The organism is Pseudomonas sp. 7P_10.2_Bac1 (assembly GCF_025465935.1).
GTDB lineage: Bacteria > Pseudomonadota > Gammaproteobacteria > Pseudomonadales > Pseudomonadaceae > Aquipseudomonas.
Window position 1 is genome coordinate 141,522 of sequence record NZ_JANLNV010000080.1, and the last position, 20,640, is coordinate 162,161.

The window sequence follows — 20,640 nt, forward strand, 5'->3', positions numbered from 1 at the left end:
TCCAAGCCTCAGGGCTGAGGCCCTGAGTTTTACCCGGTTTTTTCAGCTTTAGAGGATTTACCCATGAGCAACGTCGACCACGCCGAGATCGCCAAATTCGAGGCGCTTGCCCATCGCTGGTGGGACCGCGAAAGCGAGTTCAAACCGCTGCACGATATCAACCCGCTGCGTGTGAACTGGATCGACGAGCGCGTCCAGCTGGCCGGCAAAAAAGTCCTCGATGTGGGGTGTGGCGGCGGCATACTCAGTGAATCCATGGCGCAACGCGGAGCAACGGTCACCGGTATCGACATGGGCGAAGCCCCGTTGGCGGTCGCGCAATTGCACCAGCTAGAGTCCGGCGTCAACGTCGAATACCGCCAGATCACCGCCGAAGCGCTGGCAGACGAAATGCCAGGCCAGTTCGATGTCGTCACCTGCCTCGAAATGCTCGAACACGTGCCAGACCCAGCCTCGGTCATCCGTGCTTGCTATCAACTGGTCAAACCCGGCGGCCAGGTGTTCTTTTCCACCATCAACCGCAATCCGAAATCCTATCTGTTCGCAATTATCGGCGCCGAGTACGTTCTTAAACTGATGCCGCGCGGCACTCATGACTTCAAGAAATTCATTCGTCCCTCCGAGCTGGGCGCCTGGAGCCGCAAGGCGGGCCTGAGCGTCAAAGACATCATCGGCCTGACTTACAACCCGCTGACCAAGCACTATAAATTGGCCAACGATGTAGACGTCAACTACATGATCCAGACACTGCGCGAGGAGTAACGCATGCGTTTAAGAGCAGTTCTCTTCGACATGGACGGCACCCTGCTCGACACCGCGCCGGACTTTATCGCCATCTGCCAGGCCATGCGTGCAGAGCGCGGCCTGGCGCCGATTGCCGACAAATTGATTCGCGATGAAATTTCCGGCGGTGCCCGTGCAATGGTCGCCGCAACATTTGACATCACTTGTGAATCGCCAGAGTTCGAGGCATTGCGCCTTGAGTTCCTTGAGCGTTATCAACGTGATTGCGCAGTACACAGCAAGCTGTTCGACGGCATGGCCGAACTGCTGGCCGATATCGAAAAAGCGCATTTGATCTGGGGCGTCGTCACCAACAAGCCGGTGCGTTTTGCCCAACCGATCATGGAACGACTAGGGCTGGCCGAGCGCTCAAAAGTGCTGATCTGCCCCGATCACGTCACCCACAGCAAACCCGATCCTGAACCGATGATCCTGGCCTGCAAGATGCTTGACCTTGATCCCGCCAGCGTTTTGTTCGTGGGCGATGACCTGCGTGACATTGAATCGGGGCGCGATGCAGGCACCAAAACGGCCGCCGTGCGCTATGGCTATATTCACCCTAATGACAACCCCGACCATTGGGGCGCCGATGTGGTCGTCGATCATCCGGCTGAATTGCGTAAAGTCCTGGATAACGCGATGTGCAGCTGCTGACACGCCGCCACCGCGCATGTTTTTTGCTTTTTGTTGAGGTGCTTAATGTTTGATTACTCCGCTCGCCCCGATCTGCTCCAGGGCCGCATCATCCTTGTGACGGGTGCCGGGCGCGGTATTGGCGCCGCAGCGGCCAAAACCTATGCCGCGCACGGAGCGACTGTCCTCCTGCTTGGCAAGACAGAAGCCAACCTGAGCCAGGTCTACGACGAAATCGAAGCCGCAGGGTACACCAAGCCGGTGGTTATACCGTTCAACCTCGAAACCGCCCTGCCCCATCAGTACGATGAACTGGCCGCCATGATTGAAAGCGAGTTCGGCCATCTTGACGGGGTGTTGCACAACGCCTCGATCATTGGCCCACGCACGCCACTGGAGCAGTTGTCTGGCGAGAACTTCATGCGCGTCATGCACATCAACGTCAACGCCACATTTATGCTGACCAGCACCCTGCTGCCGTTGCTCAAGCTCTCACAGGACGCGTCGGTGATCTTTACGTCCAGCAGCGTAGGTCGCAAGGGTCGCGCCTACTGGGGTGCCTATGGCGTGTCCAAATTCGCCACCGAGGGGCTGATGCAAACGCTTGCCGACGAAGTTGAAAACGTTTCGACAGTACGCGCCAACAGCATCAACCCCGGCGCCACCCGCACCAGCATGCGAGCACAGGCCTACCCTGCTGAAAACCCGCAAAATAACCCTGAGCCGCAAGACATCATGCCGGTATACCTGTACCTGATGGGCCCAGACAGCACCGGTGTGAATGGCCAGGCTTTCAACGCGCAATAACGCCAAGCCATAAAAAACCGGAGGTCGCGCCCCAGCACGATCTCCGGTTTTTGCCATGGGAAAATACTTACCCGGCGACCAACTCGCGTTGCTCATAAACCGCGTGTGAGCGTTCGTACTGCAAGCAACTCTGCAAAAACAGGTACTTGTAGTCATAGCTTTTGCAAATCGCCCGGCGCAACTCGGTCTGCAGCGCCTCAGAGGGATTCATCCCCGCCAGCGTGCAGATAATCTCGAGCGCTTCCCAAGGGTGTTCATCGTCATATTGCGCGTGCATCTTCAGCCACTTCATGGCGCGCTTACGCTCTTCAGGCGCGAAGGAGTCTTCATAGATGGTTTTTGAACAGACTACGGCCGCCCACTCCCCAACAGCTCCCTCGATGGCGTAATTGGTTGCTGCCATCGATACGGCCAACGAGTCAGTGGCGCAGCTATGCCAGCACCAGTCATTCAGGGCCTGGAACTCTGCCGGGACGTCCTGCGCATTCATCTCCTCAAGACTCACGCCATGCGCCCGTGCCCAGTTCACCCAGTAGTCCGCATGGTTGAGCTCAACCCGAATGTTGCGAATCAGCCAGCGCCGCGCCATGTCTTCGCCAGGGTGTCGACCATAACGGGTCTTGCCCAGGTTATGGCCCATATACAATGAAAACTGCTCAACCACCGGCCAGCCGCCGATCAGAAAAGTGCGAAAGGTCTTTTCACTCAGCGTGTTGTCACGCATGCGCTGGTAGATCTCGTGTTCAACCACCCGACGCTTGCTCTGCGCGCAGTCACGAATCAGCTGCTGAGCCCACTCTGGATAACTGGTCGGCTCCATCAAGGGGCCTGTTCGGTTAAATGCATCCATCGCTATCCGACTCCTTCTGAAATGCACGTTATTAAATCAGCAAGCTTTAACGCAAAGCTCCCGGCAATTTCGGAGCAAAAGGCCGCGGTCGCGAGGGTCGAGACCACAGGCTTTCAACCTTGAAGATGCCGGGGCGTTCGATCACATAACCCTGAGCATAATCAACGCCGATTTCCATCAATGCATGCTCAATTTGCGATGATTCGACAAATTCGGCAATCGTTCGCTTACCCATGACATGCCCGATATGGTTAATAACCTCAACCATAGCCCGGTTGATTGGATCGTCGAGCATATCCCTGACGAAACTGCCATCTATCTTCAAAAAATCGACGGGCAGGTGTTTAAGGTATGCAAATGAAGACATTCCTGCGCAAAAGTCATCCAAAGAGAAATGACAACCCAGCGCCTTGAGGTCATTAATGAAGCGAATAGCGTTGCCCAGGTTCGCGATAGCGCTGGTTTCGGTGACCTCAAAACAGATCTGCCCAGGTGAAACGCCATAACACTCGAACTGTTCATGCAAGAACGCCAGAAATTCCTCATCTCCAATCGTCGAGCCTGACAAGTTGATCGCACACATTTCCATAGGCCGCCCGGGTTCCCGGAGCGCGCATTCGGCAATCGTCTTGAAGACGCTCTCCACTACCCAGCGGTCAATCAGGCCCATCAAGCCATAACGCTCGGCTGCAGGGATGAAGCTGTCAGGCATGATCACCCGCCCCTGCTCATCATGCAGTCGCAACAAAATCTCGAGGTGACCGCGGTCCTGCGGTTCAGGCCCCAGCGGTACGATGGCTTGTGAATAGAGGCAAAAGCGGTTTTCCTCCAGAGCCACATGCAAGCGTTGGACCCAAGTCATCTCACCGAACCGTATGGACAGCTCCGTGTCATCCTCGTGATACACCTGAACTCGATTACGCCCCTTTTCCTTGGCCATGTAACAGGCCAGGTCGGCTGCCCGCAGCGCAGCCTCCAGAGTGACAGGCACAGGGTTGATGTACACCAGGCCAATACTGATGGTGTTTAAAAACGGCCGTCCCTTCCAGGCAAAGTGCAGGCTTTGCACCGTGTGGCGCAAGCCTTCGGCAATTTTCTCGGCCACGTCAGCCGGGCAGTTTTCAAGCAATATGCCGAATTCATCTCCCCCCAGCCGGGCCAGGGTATCGCCTTCGCGCAGACCGGCCTGCAGCAGCGCGCAGACATGACGCAACAGTTCATCACCCGCCGCATGACCACAGGTGTCGTTGACCAGCTTGAATTGGTCCAGGTCCAGGAACATCAGCGCATGGCGGCCTTGCTGCCGTGTCAGATTCTGCAGTACCCGCTCCAGCCGGTATTCGAATTCACGACGATTGGCGACCCCGGTCAAGGCATCATGAGTGGCTTGCCAGGACAAATTGGCAATGTACTGGCGCTCCTGGGTCATATCGTGCAGCACCAACACCGCCCCGCTAAGTGCGCCTGCGTGTCGGATCGGCGTACCAGTCAGCGTAACTGCGACGCTGGTGGCGTCCATGCGTTGGATCAAACGGGAATGCTCGCTACTGCCCGCCAGACGGCCACGGAGTATTTGATCGATGAGAGTAAAGCCGTCATCTGCCCGATTTTCATCCAGTAACTTGAACAAGGCCCCTAACGGCAAGCCCTGGGCCTGCGCGAACTTCCAGTGGGTCAATTGCTCGGCCGCCGGGTTCATGTAGGTGATGGCCCCCTTCGTGTCTGTCGTGATCACTCCATCACCGATGGATTCAAGCGTGACATGCGCCCGCTCTTTCTCTAACTGCAGAGCGTCGGCAAATGCCCGGCACTGCAACAAGATCTTGTGTGTGCGCCACAACGCCAGACAAATCAGCACCAATGCCGTCAGCAGATTAACGATCAGCAACGCCTGCAGAATGAAGCGCGAGGCTTCGCCCAAGATCTCGCTGAATGCATAGGTCAAGGGCGTGACAGCATCATTGATCGCATCTATCTGCGCCTTCCACTGCCGGGTATCGTCTGCTGTCACTTGCTCAGTGCTGATACGCCCATGCATCTGGAGTGCGAGTTCATCGAGCTTGGCCAGATACCCATCCGCCACACTCCATTGCTGGATGGCTTTGTCCAGAAAGCTCAAATGACGGAAGTTTTGATAGAGCCAGATAATTCCGGCCACATCTTCAGGACGATTGCCACCTTGCAGAGCGCCTTCGCGTGCAGCCTTGAGGTCGGGTGGCGACTGCTCCAGAGCTACGCGTAGCGCGTGATCACCTTGGGGAACACCAATGGCTTGCTGGTATTGCGCATATGTATACGGATCGCGACTGTCCGCGTAGAGATTGAGAAAGTGAATGGCATCTTTCTGCCCCTTTGACCACAAACTCTCCCCCGCAACATACCCTCTCACGGCAGAGAGCATGTACAGGCTCACACACCCCAATAGCACCTGGAACAGCACGACCGCAATAAAGGGCCAGACAATCCCCAGCAAACGAGGTGTGACGAGGCTACGTGTTGGCTTCATGAGGTTCCTTGCAGCAAGCTGCTTGATGAAAACCAGAAAAAAAGCCGCGAAAAATCAGACCCACAGTTGGTGCTCAGGACGATTCAGGCGCTCGGCCGCACACCCTGACTACCCGTCCACATACACTGCCCGCCTTCAGCTTTGCTGCAAATGGCCATACAACTGTGCGTAAAGACCGCCTTCGGCTATCAACTGGTGATGCTCGCCGTCCTCGGCAATGCTACCACCATCAAACACTAGCACCCGGTCTGCTTGTTTTACCGCAGAAAGACGGTGAGCGATGATTAAAGTCGTACGCCCACTCAAGAATTTTCCTAAAGCGTGATGCAGGTTGTATTCGGTGGCAGCATCCAGCGCGCTGGTCGCCTCATCAAGAATTACCACACGGGGTTCGGCCAACACCATACGTGCAATCGCCAGACGTTGCCGCTGCCCCCCTGATAAACGCACGCCGGAACGCCCGACCACGCTGTCCAAGCCTTGGGGCAAGGTCAAAATAGTGCCGTCGAGCTGAGCGATTTCCAGTGCGCGCCAGCAAGCTTCATCGGTCCGCTCACGACCCATGGTCAGGTTGGCACGCACCGTGTCGTTAAACAACGCCGGATGTTGCAACACGACCGCCACATGCTCGCGGATGGTCTCAAGACCAATGTCGGACTGCTTGACGCCGCCAAAGGAAATAGTCCCAGACTGTGGGGTATACAGCCCCAGCAGCAGTTGCACCAAAGTGCTTTTACCGCCGCCGCTGGTGCCGACAATCGCTACCTTTTCGCCAGGAGCAATACTCAGGTTGAGCGTGTCCAGCACCTTTTCTTCACCGTAGCTGAAACTCAGGTCCCGAATAGTGATACCGACGGTTTCATGCCCGGTAAACGGGTTAATACCGCCCGGATAGTGAGGTTCGTCTTCACGGGCGAGCAATTGATTGATGCGCGTCACAGCACCGTCGGCGGCATAAAAAGCGTATTGCAGATTCAGCAACTGCTCGACCGGGCCAATCATGAACCAGAGGTAACTGAACACCGCCAGCATCTGGCCAATCGACAAATCAGAGAACAACACCGTCAACATGGCTGCTGCGCGGAAAATATCGATACCAAACTGGAACAGCAGCCCACTGGCACGGTTCGAAGCATCGGTTTTCCACTGCGAGGTCGAAGCAAAATTCCGCACTTCGCGAGCGCGTTGCTGTAACCGACCGAGGAAAAAGCCTTGGCGATTGCCCGCTCGCACCTCCTGGATCGAATCCAGGGTTTCGGTCAGCGCCTGGGTGAAACGCCCGGTGCTGTCGTTTTCGAGTTTCTTGAGGTGTTTGACGCGCTTGCCCAACTGTACAGTTGCGTAGATCACCAACGGGTTGAACAACAGGATCAACAGCGCCAATTGCCAGTTCATCCACAGCAAAATCCCTGACGTACCAATCAGGGTGAGCATTGCCACCAAAAATCGGCTCAGGGTTTCGCCGACAAACTTGTCGAGGGTGTCGAGATCGGTGACCAAATGCGTGGTTACCGTGCCGCTGCCCAGGCTTTCGTACTCCGCCAACGAGATACGTTTCAAACGCTCGATCAGCCGCACCCGGATGCGAAACACGATGTCTTTGGCCAACCGCGAAAACAAGCGTGCCTGCAGAACGTTAAATAGCAATGCGCCCACGCGCAGCAACAGCGTTACCACCAGCATCAGGCCAATGTAGCCCACCGATGTGTGCCAGGCAGCGGGCAGCCAGTGGTTCATGACCTTCAGCGCCGCATCGCCATGCCCCAGCAAGACTTCGTCCACCAGCAATGGCAGCAGCAACGGAATGGGCACACTGCACAGGGTGGCCAGCACGGCCACGCCATTGGCGATCCACAGGGCTTTTTTATGGCGCAGGGCCAAACGGCGAATGTCTGACCAGCTCAGACGGTCTGCCATACGGGAAATCGACGGCTTGGCAGACGACTCAAGCACTCGCTGCTCGTTCAAGCCAGCGGCCCAGCAAGTCTGATAGTTGATCAATCGGCTGATAGCCATTGGTCAGCAACGCCAATTGGCCATTGCGCTCGGCCAACAAGGTCGGAAACCCGGCAATACCCAGATCCTGAACCCACGTGAAGTCTGCAGCCGTCGCAGCCTGTTGCTCGGCACTGTCAAATGCCGCAGCAAAGTCGATCCGTGACAGCCCGGCCTGCTCGGCCAATTCAACCAGCACACTGGTTTGCGTCACGTCACGTCCCTGGGTGTAGAACGCCTGCTGGATAAGCTTGACCAACGCCCAGGCACATTCCGGTGCCAGGCTGCGCGCAGCCACAACCGCGCGGCAGGCAGGCTCACAATCGTAGATAAAACCATCGGGCAAGGCACCGTCAAACTGGAACGGCTGCCCGGTGGCGTCAGCGACGGCCTGCCAATGCTCGAGGATATAGCGCCGCGTTGACGGCTCAAGCGCCGCACTGTTGCCAGTGCGCAACCCGCCCATCACCAAGTGCACTTGAACACCCGCGGCTTGCGCCTGCTCGAACAAGGCTTGCGCGACAGGCGAAAAGCCCCAGCACCATGAACACATCGGGTCCATCACATAGAGCAGGCGCGCAGACATATCAGGCCTCGGCAGATTTACGGTAGTTGTGACCGATAGGGTGCGGCTGATTGCGGGCCTTGGCCAGTTCAATCTGCTTTTGACGATCTATCGCGCTGCGACGGGTTTTCTCGCTCAGCTTGTCCCAACAGTGCGGGCAACTGATGCCTGGCTGATAGTGCTCGGACTCACGATCCGCGGCGCTGATCGGCGTACGGCAGGCGTGACACTGGTCGTACTCACCTTCGCTCAGGTCATGGCGCACGGTCACACGGTTATCAAATACAAAGCAATCGCCTTGCCACTTGGACTCTTCCTGCGGCACCTCTTCAAGGTACTTCAGAATGCCGCCCTTGAGATGATAGACCTCATCAAACCCCTGGCTGAGCATGTAGCTCGAGGCTTTTTCGCACCGAATGCCACCGGTACAGAACATCGCGACTTTTTTGTGCACAGCCGGGTCGAAGTTAGCCTTGATGTAGTCAGGAAACTCACGAAAGCTCGTGGTTTTGGGATCAATCGCGCCTTCAAAAGTGCCAATCGAGACTTCGTAATCATTACGGGTGTCAATCAACAGCACCTCAGGATCGCTGATCAAGGCGTTCCAGTTCTCGGGGTCGACATAGGTTCCGACGGTTTTGTTCGGGTCTACGCCTTCAACGCCGAGGGTCACGATTTCTTTTTTCAGTTTGACCTTGGTCCGGTAGAACGGCTGGTCTTCGCAGTAGGATTCCTTGTGATCGATGTCGATCATGCGCGGGTCGTTGCGCAGCCACGCCAGCAGGCCGTCGATCCCTTCACGGCTACCCGAGACGGTGCCATTGATGCCTTCTTCGGCGATCAGCAAGGTGCCCTTGATGCCGTTATCCACCATGGCCTTGAGCAAGGGTTCGCGTAGTTCAACGTAATCTTCAAGGGTGACGAATTTATACAGTGCCGCTACAACAATTGACGCAGTCATCGTGAATCTCTCCAGGTGGCTACCCTCGCAAAGGGTGAACCGGATGCAAAAAAAACGCGCCGACTAAGCGGCGCGCAGCGGATTCTAGCAAAAAGCCAGCTCAGGAAGCCAACTCAGTGAGAGCCGCCAGCACAGGTCGGCGAGGCCGGGGCTGTGCCGATTTGCGCCCATTCCTCGGGCGTATACGTGTGCAAGGCCAACGCATGGAACTCGCCCATCAAGTCACCCAGAGTGGCGTAGACCTTTTGGTGACGCTTGACGCGGTTGAGCCCGGCGAACTGCTCGCTGACCACCACAGCCTTGAAGTGGGTCTGCAACCCACGACTGTGCATGTGGCTTTCATCCAGCACGCTCAAATGCTCAGGCTGCAGCGCGCTCAGCGTCGTTTCAATACGTTGTTGCATGCTCATTCAGACTCCGCTTACTTCTTTTTGGCCGGGGCCGGTGCTGCCGGTACCAGTTCGGCAGTCATGTCTTCCAACAACTTGTTGACCACAGGAACGGCGCTTTCCAGCTTGGCCTGAGTCATCTGGGCAGACTGCTGAGTCAGTTGCGGCATTTTTTCCAGCACTTTCTTGCCCAATGGCGACTGGTAGAACTTCACCAGATCATTAAGCTCGGACTCGCTGAAGTTGGCGGTGTACAGCTTGACCATGTCCGGCTTCAACTTGTCCCAGCCAATGGCTTGGTCCAAGGCTGTGTTGGCCTTGGCCTGGTAGGTTTCGAGCAAGGCTTTTTTCGAAGCTGGCGCTTTGGTCTGTTCAAAGCGTTGAGCAAACATTTGCTGCACTTGCATGTACACCGGCGTCCCCAGTTTGTCGGCATGTGCCAGCTTGAGGAACGTTTCAGCACTGGCAGCGTGGCTGGCAGCGTCGGCGAATACTTGGCCGCTGGCGCATACCAGAGCAACTGCAGTACAGATGGCGCGAAGACGAGTCATCGAGTTTCCTTTATCTAGCAAACGAGGTCGTACCCCAGGGGCCACCATTCTGCGCCTAACAAAGTGTGTCACTCAAGCCCGACACTGATAGCGGTTCTCAACAATCCGACAAAAACCAATAAAACTAAAGTTTGAACTCCTGATGGCGATTGAGCGCCTAAGCTCACTGATCAACCTTTAGGAGAAACGACCTGATGAGCCGCATCGAAACCGACAGCCTGGGTGAAGTGAACGTACCGGATGAGGCCTATTGGGGCGCTCAGACTCAGCGCTCGCTGATCAACTTTGCCATCGGCAACGAAAAAATGCCGCTGGCCGTACTGCACGCTCTAGTCCTGATCAAAAAAGCCGCGGCTCGGGTCAACGACCGCAACGGCGACTTGCCCGCCGACATCGCCCGCCTGATCGAACAGGCCGCCGATGAAGTGCTCGACGGCCAGCATGACGATCAATTCCCGTTGGTGGTCTGGCAAACCGGTAGCGGCACGCAGAGCAACATGAACGCCAACGAAGTGATTGCCGGGCGTGCTAACGAACTGGCGGGCAAGGGCCGGGGCGGCAAGGCTCCGGTGCACCCAAACGACCACGTCAATCGCTCGCAGAGTTCAAACGACTGCTTCCCGACCGCCATGCACATCGCGGCTGCCAAGGCGGTCCATGAACAGCTGTTGCCGGCCATCAGTGAATTGGCTGGTGGGCTTGCCGAATTGTCGGCGCGCCACATGAAACTGGTCAAAACAGGTCGCACCCACATGATGGATGCCACCCCAATCACGTTCGGCCAGGAGTTGTCGGCATACATCGCACAACTGGACTACGCAGAAAAAGCCATCCGCGCCGCGCTCCCGGCTGTTTGTGAACTGGCTCAAGGCGGCACCGCCGTGGGCACCGGCCTGAATGCGCCCCATGGCTTCGCCGAAGCCATTGCGGCAGAACTGGCGGCCCTGTCGGGGTTGCCGTTTGTCACCGCACCCAACAAATTTGCCGCCTTGGCCGGGCATGAGCCGTTGACCACATTGTCGGGCGCCCTGAAAACCCTTGCCGTCACTCTGATGAAACTGGCCAACGACTTCCGTCTGCTGGGCTCGGGACCGCGTGCGGGGCTTGCCGAGATCAAACTGCCAGCCAACGAGCCAGGCAGCTCGATCATGCCGGGCAAGGTCAACCCGACCCAGTGTGAAGCGCTGTCGATGCTGGCCTGCCAGGTGTTGGGTAATGACGTGGCAATTGGCTTTGCCGCCAGCCAGGGGCATTTGCAGCTCAACGTTTACAAGCCAGTAATCATTCACAACCTGCTGCAGTCGATCAAACTTCTGGCCGATGGTTGCAGCAACTTCAATGAACACTGCGTGACCGGGCTAGAGCCTGACGCGGGCAAAATGGCCGAGCATCTTGAGCAAGGGCTGATGCTGGTGACCGCGCTTAACCCGCACATCGGCTACGACAAATCGGCACAAATTGCCAAAAAAGCCTATGCCGAAGGGCTGACCTTGCGTGAAGCGGCCTTGGAGTTGGGTTACCTCACCGACGAAGAGTTCAACGAGTGGGTACGCCCTGAAAACATGCTCAGCCCCGGCAAGCATTAAACACACAGGCCCTTCTCCCCCGGCAGAGGGGCTCTTCGGTAAAAAGCGTGATCAAGATTAAAAGATCGCGAAGCAAGCTCGCTCCTACAGGTCCTTACCAATCACGTCATTGCCCAGTCAGTCCCCTCTCCCTTAGGGAGAGGGTGAGGGGCTCTTGATTTGAGAGGGTTTGAGTACATAAACACAACCTCTCGCTACCCCAAAACTCCCCGCTTGAAATCGTATCCAACAAGGCGTGGCGCCAATCCCCTTCAAATACGAATTTCTGTCTTGTTTTTCTTGGCGTGTTTGTCGCTTTTTTCGAAGGCCGCTTCCAGCGCTTCGTTGATGGTGCGCAACACCTGGACCCGCGCACAGCGTTTGTCATTGGCCGCCACCAGTGTCCAGGGCGAGATTTCGGTGCTGGTGCGGTCAACCATGTCGCACACAGCCGTGCGATACAGGTCCCATTTCTCGCGGTTGCGCCAGTCTTCTTCGGTGATCTTGAAACGTTTGAACGGGATGGTTTCGCGCTCCTGGAAGCGTTCCAGCTGCGTCTCTTTATCAATCGCCAGCCAGAATTTGACGACGATCACCCCCGAATTTCTCAGCTGTTCTTCAAAATCATTGATCTCGCCATAGGCGCGCAGCCAATCAGCCTGGCTGCAAAAATCCTCGACGCGCTCCACCAGCACCCGCCCGTACCACGAACGGTCAAAGATGGTGAATTTTCCGCGGCCCGGTATCTGTCGCCAAAACCGCCAGAGATAAGGTTGGGCCCGCTCGTCCTGGGACGGCGCGGCAATCGGTACGATGTTGTATTGACGCGGATCGAGGGCCGCCGCAACCCGGCGAATAGCGCCACCCTTGCCCGCCGCATCGTTGCCCTCAAACACCGTGATCAGGGCATGCCGACGCATACGCTTGTCACGCATCAGGCCTGACAAGCGCGCCTGTTCAGTCACCAACTGCTCTTTGTAGTCGTCTTTTTCCAGACGCTGAGACATGTCCAGGCAATCGAGCAAGCTCAAACCATCACGGCTTTCTGGCAGTGGCGGTACGTTAATTGGTCGCACGCGACTTTTGGGGGCGTTAAGCGCGGCTTGCAGACCTTCCAGCAATATCTTGCCCACCGTCAGGCCGCGGTAATGCGGGTCTACACCCTCAACAATGTGCCAAGGCGCGTAATCACGGCTGGTACGACGCAGCACGCGCTCGCCGTAACGCACAAATTTGTCGTAGGTTTTGGATTGCTGCCAGTCCAGCGGGCTGATTCGCCAACTGTGCAGTGGGTCATCCTTCAGAGCCTTGAGGCGCGCCTTCATTTGTTTTTTGGACAAGTGAAACCAGAATTTAAAAATGACCGCACCTTCGTCACAGAGCATCCGCTCCAGGCGCTCGGCCCCGGTAATGGCCTGATCCAGCACTGCATCCTTGATAACCCCATGCACCCGGGCCTGGAGCATCTGGCTATACCAGTTGCCAAAAAATACCCCCATGCGCCCCTTGGCCGGCAAATGCCGCCAGTAGCGCCAGGCGGGTGGGCGCGCCAGCTCTTCGTCGGTTTGCTGATCGAAAGTTCGCACCTCGATCAATCGTGGGTCCATCCACTCATTCAGCAGTTTGACCGTTTCACCCTTGCCAGCACCTTCGATGCCGTTGATCAGCACAATCACAGCCGTGCGTTTTTGCTGATGCAGGTCGTATTGCGCCTCAAGCAACGCTTCACGTAGGGCAGGGACTTCTCTGTCGTAGGTTTCTTTATCGATTGAATGACCGATTTCAGCGGATTCGAACATGGAAAGCTCCCTGGCAAGATGTCACAAGCCTAGTCGATTGCTTTCTGTTGCGTGTTGATAAAGCGCATAAAACTGTCATGAATCCGTCGTGCAGTGGCCGATCGGCTAGAATGGCCGCCTTGCCGATGCAGAGCCTCACATGACCATTGAAATGACCAACGCCCAGCTGGACTGGGATGACCAGGGTCGCCCCCATTCGCGGCTGTTTGACGACGTGTACTTTTCAGACAAGTCGGGCCTGGAAGAAACCCGCTATGTCTTTATTGAACAGAATGCCTTGCGCGAGCGCTTTAGCGCCCTGCCCGCCAACGGCCATATGGTGATTGGGGAAACCGGCTTCGGGACCGGCCTCAACTTTCTCTGCGCCTGGCAACTGTTCGACGAAATGGCCCACCCGCAAGCCCGGCTGCATTTCATCAGTGTCGAAAAATACCCGCTGACCCGCGACGACCTGCAACGCGCCCTCGCCCTTTGGCCAGACCTTGCGCCCTACAGCGAACAACTGCTGGCTTGCTACTTCGCCATTCACCCGGGCTTTCAAACCCTCAGCCTGGCCAACGGCCGGGTCACACTCACGCTGCTGATCGGGGATGCGTTGGAGCAATTGCCGCACCTCGACGCACAGGTCGACGCCTGGTTTCTGGACGGCTTTGCGCCAGCTAAAAATCCGGACATGTGGACGCCAGAACTGTTTGCTCAGTTGGCCCGCCTGGCAGCGCCGCAGTCCACCCTAAGTACCTTCACCAGCACCGGTTGGGTACGCCGCGCGCTGAATGATGCTGGCTTCAAAATGCGTCGTACACCAGGGATCGGCCACAAGTGGGAAATCCTTCGCGGCGTCTTTCTCGGCATTCCAGAGACCGCCTCGCCCGGCGAGACGAGCAAACCCTGGTACGCGCGCCCGTCCGCCCTCACGGGGCCACGCACTGCGTTGGTGATCGGTGGTGGCCTGTCTGGCTGCGCCAGCGCCAACAGTCTGGCCCGGCGCGGTTGGCAGGTGGTGCTACTTGAGCGTCATGAACGTCTGGCCAAAGAAGCCTCCGGTAACCCGCAAGGCGTGCTGTACCTCAAGCTGTCAGCCCATGGCACGGCGCTGTCGCAAATGATCGTCTGTGGTTTTGGATACACCCGTCGGGTCCTGGAACATTTGCAACGTGGGCGCGACTGGGATGATTGCGGGGTGCTGCAACTGGGCTTTAACGCCAAGGAAGCCGAACGCCAAGCGCAATTGGCTGCGGCCTTTCCATCCGCGCTGGTGCATTTGCTGGACCAACCCCATGCACAGACGCTGGCCGGTGTTGAACTGGCCCATGGCGGGCTGTTTTATCCCGAGGGCGGCTGGGTGCATCCGCCAGCCTTGTGTCAGTTTCAGGCACTGCACCCCAATATCAGGGTTGTGACTCACCAGGACGTGCTGCAACTCAACAAGGTGGGCGGGCTTTGGCAGGCCTGCCAGGGCGAAACCGTGCTGGCGAGCGCGCCGCTGGTGATTCTGGCGGGTGCTGCCGAAGTCAAGCGCTTCCCAGCCAGTAGCGGTTTGCCCCTCAAGCGGATTCGCGGGCAGATCACCCAATTGGTTGAAACCCCGCGCAGCTCAGCACTGAAAACCGTGGTCTGCGCCGAAGGCTATGTGGCACCGGGCCGCCTGGGCGAACACACGGTGGGCGCCAGCTTCGACTTTCATAATGAAGACTTGACCACCACCCCCGAAGGCCATCAAGGCAATCTGGATTTGCTGGCAGACATCTCCCCCGATCTGGTGCAACGCCTCGCAGAACAAGACCTTAATCCCCAGAACTTGCAAGGTTGGGCGGCGTTTCGTTGCACCAGCCCGGACTACCTGCCGATCGTCGGACCGCTGGCCGATACCACAGCGTTTGCCCACGCCTATGCGGCGCTCGGCAAAGACGCGCGGCAAGTTCCGCAGGTGCAATGCCCGTGGCTGGAAGGCCTGTATGTCAACAGCGGTCACGGCTCACGCGGCTTGATCACCGCTCCGCTGTCGGGCGAACTGCTCGCCGCCTGGATCAATAACGAACCCCTGCCCCTCCCTCGCGCCGTTGCCGAGGCCTGCCACCCCAACCGCTTTGCCCTGCGCGCTCTGATCCGCAGGCTTTAAACCACCCCTCCACCTGGCTGTGCGCACCCCGCACAGCTGTGGCCAGCCGCACACTCTGCTGACTTGATCCGCGCCGCGTACAGGCACCGTTGGTAAATTTTATTGAACGATCCCGACCATGATCACTCGATAAAACACGGTCATTCATCGCGGCGCGCGGCATTTTAAACCCTGCGCGTCGTCTGGGCTGAAGGCACGGCCAATCGCCATGCCTCCTGTAAACCGTGCCCGCGCTGCCCACATCGTTTGTCGATGTCGTCTGAAGCGGTAGTGACACACATGCCGAAACACCAAGGATTTAAACACCATGTGCGGATTAGCTGGAGAGTTACGTTTTGATCACCAACCTGCCGACCTGGCAGCCATCGAACGCATTACCCACCACCTTGCACCACGTGGCCCCGATGCCTGGGGATTTCATAGCCAAGGGCCGATAGCCCTCGGCCACCGTCGCCTGAAGATCATGGATCTGTCCGACGGCTCGGCGCAGCCAATGATCGATAGCCAATTGGGCCTTTCTCTGGCCTTTAACGGGGCAATCTACAACTTCCCGGAACTGCGCACCGAACTGGAAAAACTCGGCTACGCCTTCTACTCCAAGGGTGACACCGAGGTATTGCTCAAGGGCTACCACGCATGGGGTGAAGCCCTGCTGCCCAAGCTCAATGGCATGTTTGCTTTTGCCATCTGGGAGCGTGATGCCAAGCGTTTATTCATTGCCCGCGACCGCCTGGGCGTGAAGCCGCTGTATCTGTCGCGCACCGGCGAGCGCTTGCGTTTTGCTTCGACCCTGCCGGCGCTGCTCAAAGGCGGCGACATCAACCCAATGCTCGACCCGGTCGCGCTGAACCATTATCTGAATTTCCATGCCGTGGTCCCGGCGCCGCGCACTCTGATTGCCGGCATTGAAAAACTGCCGCCCGCCACGTGGTTGCGCATCGACGCTGACGGCAACACCGAGCAGAAAACCTGGTGGACGCTGCCTTACGGCCCGCATGCCGATGAGGCCAATCTCACCTTTGAAGACTGGCGCGAACGCGTACTGGACAGCACCCGTGAAGCCGTCGCCATTCGCCAGCGCGCAGCGGTAGATGTCGGTGTGCTGCTGTCAGGCGGCGTCGACTCCAGCTTGCTGGTCGGTTTGCTGCGGGAAGTGGGCGTACAAGACCTGTCGACCTTTTCCATTGGTTTTGAAGACGCAGGCGGTGAGCGCGGTAATGAGTTCGAGTATTCGGACCTGATCGCCGAGCACTACCACACCCGTCATCACCAATTACGCATTGGCGAAAATGAAATCATCGAGCAACTGCCAGCGGCCTTCCGGGCAATGAGCGAGCCGATGGTCAGTCATGACTGCATTGCCTTCTACCTGCTATCACGGGAAGTCGCCAAGCACTGCAAAGTAGTGCAAAGCGGCCAGGGTGCCGATGAACTGTTTGCCGGGTACCACTGGTACCCGCAGGTCGACGGCGCCAGCGATCCTTACGCAGCCTACCGCGAGGCCTTTTTTGATCGCAGCTATGCCGAGTACCAGGCCACTGTGCAACCACAATGGCTGACCGCCAATGACGCCGCCGGGGACTTTGTCCGTGAACACTTCGCCCAGCCGGGTGCAGACGCCGGGGTTGACAAGGCGTTGCGTCTGGACAGCACGGTGATGCTGGTCGATGACCCGGTCAAGCGCGTCGATAACATGACCATGGCCTGGGGCCTGGAAGCGCGCACGCCGTTTCTGGATTACCGCCTGGCCGAGTTGTCGGCGCGGATTCCGGCCCGGTTCAAGCTGCCCAATGGTGGCAAGCATGTGCTCAAGGAAGCCGCGCGCCTGGTCATCCCCAGCCAAGTCATCGACCGCAAAAAAGGCTACTTCCCGGTGCCCGGTCTCAAGCATCTGGAAGGCAACACCCGAACGTGGGTACGCGATTTGCTGCAGGACCCTAGCCAGGATCGCGGCCTGTTTCAACCGGCCATGCTCGACCGTCTGCTGAGCCATCCACAAAGCCAACTGACGCCTCTGAACGGCTCCAAGCTGTGGCAATTGGCGGCACTGAACCTGTGGCTGAGCGAACAAGGAATCTGATCAATGAAACCCCTTGCCACAGCCTATAGCCAACGTTTACTGCGCGGGCAAGCGCCCTCCTACGAGCGACTCCAGGCCCGCTTTGCCGAAGATGGCAGCGCGCTGGACGCTAACCCGGTCGCTATACATTGCGGCTGGGGACGCCTGCTGATCGGTCACACGTTCCCAGAACCAGCCAGTCTGGCCAACGAATTGCTGAACGAACAAGCCGGTGAGCGCGACATCGCCTTGTATGTGGCAGCCCCGCAACAGGTATTGGCGCAGTCACCGCAGCAGTTGTTTCTCGACCCCTCGGACACCCTGCGTCTGTGGTTCACCGATTATCGCCCCGCAACCCGGGTGTTCCGCGGCTTTCGTATTCGGCGCGTGCAAAGCGAGGCCGACTGGAGCGCAGTCAACGCGCTGTATCAGGCGCGTAACATGCTGCCCGTCGACCCGACCCTGCTCACCGCGCGGCATAACGGCGGGCCGGTGTACTGGCTGGCTGAAGATGAAGACAGCGGCACGGTGATTGGCAGTGTAATGGGGCTCAATCACCACAAGGCGTTTCACGACCCTGAAAACGGCAGCAGCCTGTGGTGCCTGGCCGTCGATCCGCAATGTTCGCGGCCCGGCGTTGGCGAAGTGCTGGTAAGGCATTTGGTCGAACATTTCATGAGCCGCGGCCTGAGCTATCTTGACCTCTCGGTCCTGCACAACAGCCTGCAAGCCAAAAAACTGTACCGAAAGCTGGGCTTTCGCACCCTGTCGACCTTTGCCATCAAACGTAAAAACGGCATCAACCAGCCGCTGTTTCTCGGCCCCGGCCCAGAGGCCGGGCTCAACCCCTACGCGCAGATTCTGGTGGAAGAAGCCTACAAACGCGGTATCGATGTACACATTGATGACGCCAATGCTGGCTTGTTCACACTCAGTCATGGTGGGCGCCGTATTCGCTGCCGCGAATCGCTGACGGACCTGACCAGCGCCATCAGTATGAGCCTGTGTCAGGACAAGAGCCTGACCCACAAAGTGTTGAGTGCTGCGGGCTTGAATGTGCCCACCCAGCAACGCGCTGGCAATGCCGATGACAATCTGGCGTTCCTTGAGGAGCACCTGCGGGTGGTGGTCAAGCCGCTGGATGGCGAGCAAGGCAATGGAGTGGCGGTTGATCTGCATTCAATTGAACACGTACAGGAAGCGATCAAGGCGGCCCAAGCCTTTGATAACCGGGTGCTACTGGAAAGCTTCCATGAAGGCCAAGACCTGCGCATCGTGGTGATCGGTTTTAACGTGGTAGCCGCCGCCATACGCCGCCCGGCGCAGGTTATCGGCGATGGCCAGCACAACGTGCGTCAACTGATCGAAGCACAAAGCCGTCGCCGCCAGGCTGCCACCCATGGTGAAAGCCGCATCCCGCTGGACGCCGAAACCCTGCGAGCGGTTCAGGCCGCCGGATATGACTTTGACAGCGTCTTGCCTGCCGGCCAACTGCTGGCGGTTCGCCGGACAGCCAATTTGCACACCGGCGGAAGTCTTGAGGACGTCACCGCGATTCTTCATCCCGTGCTCGCCGATGCGGCTGTTCGTGCTGCACGAGCGCTGGACATTCCTGTGGTCGGGCTCGACATGATGGTGCCTGCCGCAGACCAACCCGAGTACGTGTTTATTGAAGCCAATGAACGTGCCGGGCTGGCCAATCACGAGCCGCAGCCTACCGCCGAGCGCTTTATCGACTTGTTGTTCCCCCACAGTCAGCCCGCGCCTTGAACCGTCTGTTGCACACCTCCCGCAAAAGGAGCTTTTATGAGTCACACCCTGCCAGAACCTGACCTTGAGTACCTGCAACGGGTGCTTCTGGAAATGCTTGCCATCCCCAGCCCTACCGGGTTTACCGACACCATCGTGCGTTACGTCGCCGAACGTCTTGAAGAATTGGGCATCCCCTTTGAGCTGACCCGTCGTGGTACTTTGCGGGCCACGCTCAAGGGCCAGCAAAGCGGTCCGGACCGCGCCGTCTCCGCGCACCTGGACACCATTGGCGCCAGTGTGCGAGCGATCAAAGACAATGGCCGCTTGGTGCTGGCCCCCGTTGGTTGCTGGTCCAGCCGCTTTGCCGAAGGTAGCCGGGTCAGCCTGTTCACCGACAACGGCGTGATTCGCGGTAGCGTGTTGCCGTTAATGGCGTCAGGCCATGCTTTTAACACAGCTGTGGATGAATTGCCGGTGAGCTGGGACCACATAGAACTGCGCCTGGACGCCTACTGCGTCACCCGAGCCGATTGCGATTCGCTGGGTATCAACGTGGGGGATTTTGTCGCGTTTGATCCTTTGCCTGAATTCACCGAGAGCGGACACATCAGCGCCCGACACCTGGACGACAAGGCCGGGGTTGCCGCCTTACTGGCAGCCCTCAAAGCCATCGTCGAGAGTGGTGAGCAACCGCTAATCGACTGCCATCCACTGTTCACCATCACCGAAGAAACCGGCAGTGGCGCAGCCGCCGCATTGCCGTGGGATGTGAGTGAATTCGTCGGCATTGATATTGCGCCGGTCGCTGAGGGCCAGCACTCCAGCGAGCATGCCGTCAGCGTGGCCATGCAGGATTCGGGCGGCCCATATGACTACCATTTGTCACGGCACCTGTTGGGATTGGCCACCCACAACGACATACCGGTGCGCCGAGATATGTTCCGCTATTACTTCAGCGATGCGCACTCAGCCGTCACGGCGGGGCATGATATTCGCTGCGCACTGCTGGCATTCGGTTGCGATGCGACCCATGGCTATGAGCGCACGCACATTGATAGCCTGGCGGGATTGAGTCGTTTGCTTGGGGCATACCTGCTCAGCCCGCCGGTGTTTGCCAGCGACGCCCAACCGGCACAAGGCTCCCTGGATCGTTTTAGTCACCAGTTGGAACACGATGCCCAGATGGAAAGCGATACACGCGTGCCGTCGGTCGACAGCCTGGTAGGGGAAAACAGGAACTGAAAATAATCTGTAGGCGCGAGCTTGCCTCGCGATCTTTTAAAAAATCAAAAGATCGCGAGACGAG

At 57.9% G+C, this 20,640-nt stretch carries 16 protein-coding genes; 8 read left to right on the top strand and 8 right to left on the bottom strand.

What is annotated here, in order from left to right:
- Positions 1-63 precede the first annotated feature (63 nt).
- From ubiG to NTD86_RS17480, 3 genes are read left to right on the top strand one after another with little or no spacing between them, the layout of a single operon-like run.
- Positions 64-762 carry a bifunctional 2-polyprenyl-6-hydroxyphenol methylase/3-demethylubiquinol 3-O-methyltransferase UbiG gene (gene ubiG, locus NTD86_RS17470; RefSeq protein ID WP_262204026.1) on the top strand — a complete coding sequence of 233 codons (699 nt, stop codon included), beginning with the start codon at positions 64-66 and terminating at the stop codon, positions 760-762.
- A 3-nt stretch (positions 763-765) separates the two neighbouring features.
- Positions 766-1,437 carry an N-acetylmuramic acid 6-phosphate phosphatase MupP gene (gene mupP / locus NTD86_RS17475; RefSeq protein WP_262204028.1) on the top strand — a complete coding sequence of 224 codons (672 nt, stop codon included), beginning with the start codon at positions 766-768 and terminating at the stop codon, positions 1,435-1,437.
- 45 nt (positions 1,438-1,482) lie between these two features.
- On the top strand, positions 1,483-2,223 hold the full coding sequence (locus NTD86_RS17480) for a YciK family oxidoreductase (RefSeq protein ID WP_262204029.1): 741 nt from the start codon (positions 1,483-1,485) through the stop codon (positions 2,221-2,223).
- 67 nt (positions 2,224-2,290) lie between these two features.
- Here NTD86_RS17480 and NTD86_RS17485 read toward each other — a convergent pair whose 3' ends face one another.
- The 7 genes from NTD86_RS17485 to NTD86_RS17515 all read right to left on the bottom strand — a co-directional run bounded on the left by NTD86_RS17485 (position 2,291) and on the right by NTD86_RS17515 (position 10,040).
- Positions 2,291-3,073, bottom strand: coding sequence for a TenA family transcriptional regulator (locus tag NTD86_RS17485; protein ID WP_262204031.1), 783 nt, complete (start codon positions 3,071-3,073; stop codon positions 2,291-2,293).
- Between the two features lie 46 nt (positions 3,074-3,119).
- Entirely contained in the window at positions 3,120-5,579 is a 2,460-nt protein-coding gene (locus tag NTD86_RS17490; protein WP_262204032.1) for an EAL domain-containing protein, read from the bottom strand.
- Positions 5,580-5,714: 135 nt separating this feature from the next.
- On the bottom strand, positions 5,715-7,505 hold the full coding sequence (locus NTD86_RS17495; protein ID WP_262204121.1) for an ABC transporter ATP-binding protein: 1,791 nt from the start codon (positions 7,503-7,505) through the stop codon (positions 5,715-5,717).
- 19 nt (positions 7,506-7,524) lie between these two features.
- On the bottom strand, positions 7,525-8,160 hold the full coding sequence (locus tag NTD86_RS17500) for a DsbA family protein (RefSeq protein WP_262204033.1): 636 nt from the start codon (positions 8,158-8,160) through the stop codon (positions 7,525-7,527).
- Between the two features lies 1 nt (position 8,161).
- Positions 8,162-9,100: a rhodanese-related sulfurtransferase gene (locus NTD86_RS17505; protein ID WP_262204035.1), complete on the bottom strand. Its 939-nt coding sequence runs from the start codon at positions 9,098-9,100 to the stop codon at positions 8,162-8,164.
- 113 nt (positions 9,101-9,213) lie between these two features.
- Positions 9,214-9,510, bottom strand: a complete 297-nt coding sequence (locus NTD86_RS17510) for a BolA family protein (protein WP_262204036.1) — start codon at positions 9,508-9,510, stop codon at positions 9,214-9,216.
- Positions 9,511-9,521: 11 nt separating this feature from the next.
- A complete protein-coding gene (locus NTD86_RS17515; RefSeq protein ID WP_262204037.1) occupies positions 9,522-10,040 on the bottom strand; it encodes a DUF2059 domain-containing protein in 519 nt (172 codons plus the stop codon).
- 194 nt (positions 10,041-10,234) lie between these two features.
- Here NTD86_RS17515 and NTD86_RS17520 point away from each other — a divergent pair, with 194 nt between their 5' ends.
- Positions 10,235-11,626 (top strand): class II fumarate hydratase, encoded by a 1,392-nt coding sequence (locus NTD86_RS17520; protein ID WP_262204039.1) that lies wholly within the window; start codon positions 10,235-10,237, stop codon positions 11,624-11,626.
- A gap of 251 nt (positions 11,627-11,877) precedes the next feature.
- On the opposite strand, the gene pap is transcribed toward NTD86_RS17520, so the two are convergent.
- Entirely contained in the window at positions 11,878-13,404 is a 1,527-nt protein-coding gene (gene pap / locus NTD86_RS17525; protein WP_262204041.1) for a polyphosphate:AMP phosphotransferase, read from the bottom strand.
- A 139-nt stretch (positions 13,405-13,543) separates the two neighbouring features.
- On the opposite strand from pap, the gene mnmC reads away from it, so the two are divergent.
- The 4 genes from mnmC to NTD86_RS17545 all read left to right on the top strand — a co-directional run bounded on the left by mnmC (position 13,544) and on the right by NTD86_RS17545 (position 20,576).
- Positions 13,544-15,523 (top strand): bifunctional tRNA (5-methylaminomethyl-2-thiouridine)(34)-methyltransferase MnmD/FAD-dependent 5-carboxymethylaminomethyl-2-thiouridine(34) oxidoreductase MnmC, encoded by a 1,980-nt coding sequence (mnmC, locus tag NTD86_RS17530; protein ID WP_262204043.1) that lies wholly within the window; start codon positions 13,544-13,546, stop codon positions 15,521-15,523.
- Between the two features lie 307 nt (positions 15,524-15,830).
- Positions 15,831-17,603, top strand: coding sequence for an N-acetylglutaminylglutamine amidotransferase (locus NTD86_RS17535; protein WP_262204044.1), 1,773 nt, complete (start codon positions 15,831-15,833; stop codon positions 17,601-17,603).
- 3 nt (positions 17,604-17,606) lie between these two features.
- Entirely contained in the window at positions 17,607-19,352 is a 1,746-nt protein-coding gene (ngg, locus tag NTD86_RS17540) for an N-acetylglutaminylglutamine synthetase (RefSeq protein ID WP_262204045.1), read from the top strand.
- A gap of 36 nt (positions 19,353-19,388) precedes the next feature.
- A complete protein-coding gene (locus NTD86_RS17545) occupies positions 19,389-20,576 on the top strand; it encodes an osmoprotectant NAGGN system M42 family peptidase (RefSeq protein WP_262204047.1) in 1,188 nt (395 codons plus the stop codon).
- The last annotated feature ends 64 nt before the right edge of the window (positions 20,577-20,640 follow it).

What these genes read in the sequence shown, in the direction of transcription:
- NTD86_RS17485 (WP_262204031.1), bottom strand. Translation starts at nt 3,073, where the DNA reads ATGGATGCATTTAACCGAACAGGCCCCTTGATGGAGCCGACCAGTTAT.
- mnmC (WP_262204043.1), top strand. Translation starts at nt 13,544, where the DNA reads ATGACCATTGAAATGACCAACGCCCAGCTGGACTGGGATGACCAGGGT.
- NTD86_RS17535 (WP_262204044.1), top strand. Translation starts at nt 15,831, where the DNA reads ATGTGCGGATTAGCTGGAGAGTTACGTTTTGATCACCAACCTGCCGAC.
- NTD86_RS17510 (WP_262204036.1), bottom strand. Translation starts at nt 9,510, where the DNA reads ATGAGCATGCAACAACGTATTGAAACGACGCTGAGCGCGCTGCAGCCT.
- pap (WP_262204041.1), bottom strand. Translation starts at nt 13,404, where the DNA reads ATGTTCGAATCCGCTGAAATCGGTCATTCAATCGATAAAGAAACCTAC.
- NTD86_RS17505 (WP_262204035.1), bottom strand. Translation starts at nt 9,100, where the DNA reads ATGACTGCGTCAATTGTTGTAGCGGCACTGTATAAATTCGTCACCCTT.
- NTD86_RS17500 (WP_262204033.1), bottom strand. Translation starts at nt 8,160, where the DNA reads ATGTCTGCGCGCCTGCTCTATGTGATGGACCCGATGTGTTCATGGTGC.
- NTD86_RS17515 (WP_262204037.1), bottom strand. Translation starts at nt 10,040, where the DNA reads ATGACTCGTCTTCGCGCCATCTGTACTGCAGTTGCTCTGGTATGCGCC.
- ngg (WP_262204045.1), top strand. Translation starts at nt 17,607, where the DNA reads ATGAAACCCCTTGCCACAGCCTATAGCCAACGTTTACTGCGCGGGCAA.
- NTD86_RS17480 (WP_262204029.1), top strand. Translation starts at nt 1,483, where the DNA reads ATGTTTGATTACTCCGCTCGCCCCGATCTGCTCCAGGGCCGCATCATC.
- NTD86_RS17520 (WP_262204039.1), top strand. Translation starts at nt 10,235, where the DNA reads ATGAGCCGCATCGAAACCGACAGCCTGGGTGAAGTGAACGTACCGGAT.
- ubiG (WP_262204026.1), top strand. Translation starts at nt 64, where the DNA reads ATGAGCAACGTCGACCACGCCGAGATCGCCAAATTCGAGGCGCTTGCC.
- NTD86_RS17490 (WP_262204032.1), bottom strand. Translation starts at nt 5,579, where the DNA reads ATGAAGCCAACACGTAGCCTCGTCACACCTCGTTTGCTGGGGATTGTC.
- mupP (WP_262204028.1), top strand. Translation starts at nt 766, where the DNA reads ATGCGTTTAAGAGCAGTTCTCTTCGACATGGACGGCACCCTGCTCGAC.
- NTD86_RS17545 (WP_262204047.1), top strand. Translation starts at nt 19,389, where the DNA reads ATGAGTCACACCCTGCCAGAACCTGACCTTGAGTACCTGCAACGGGTG.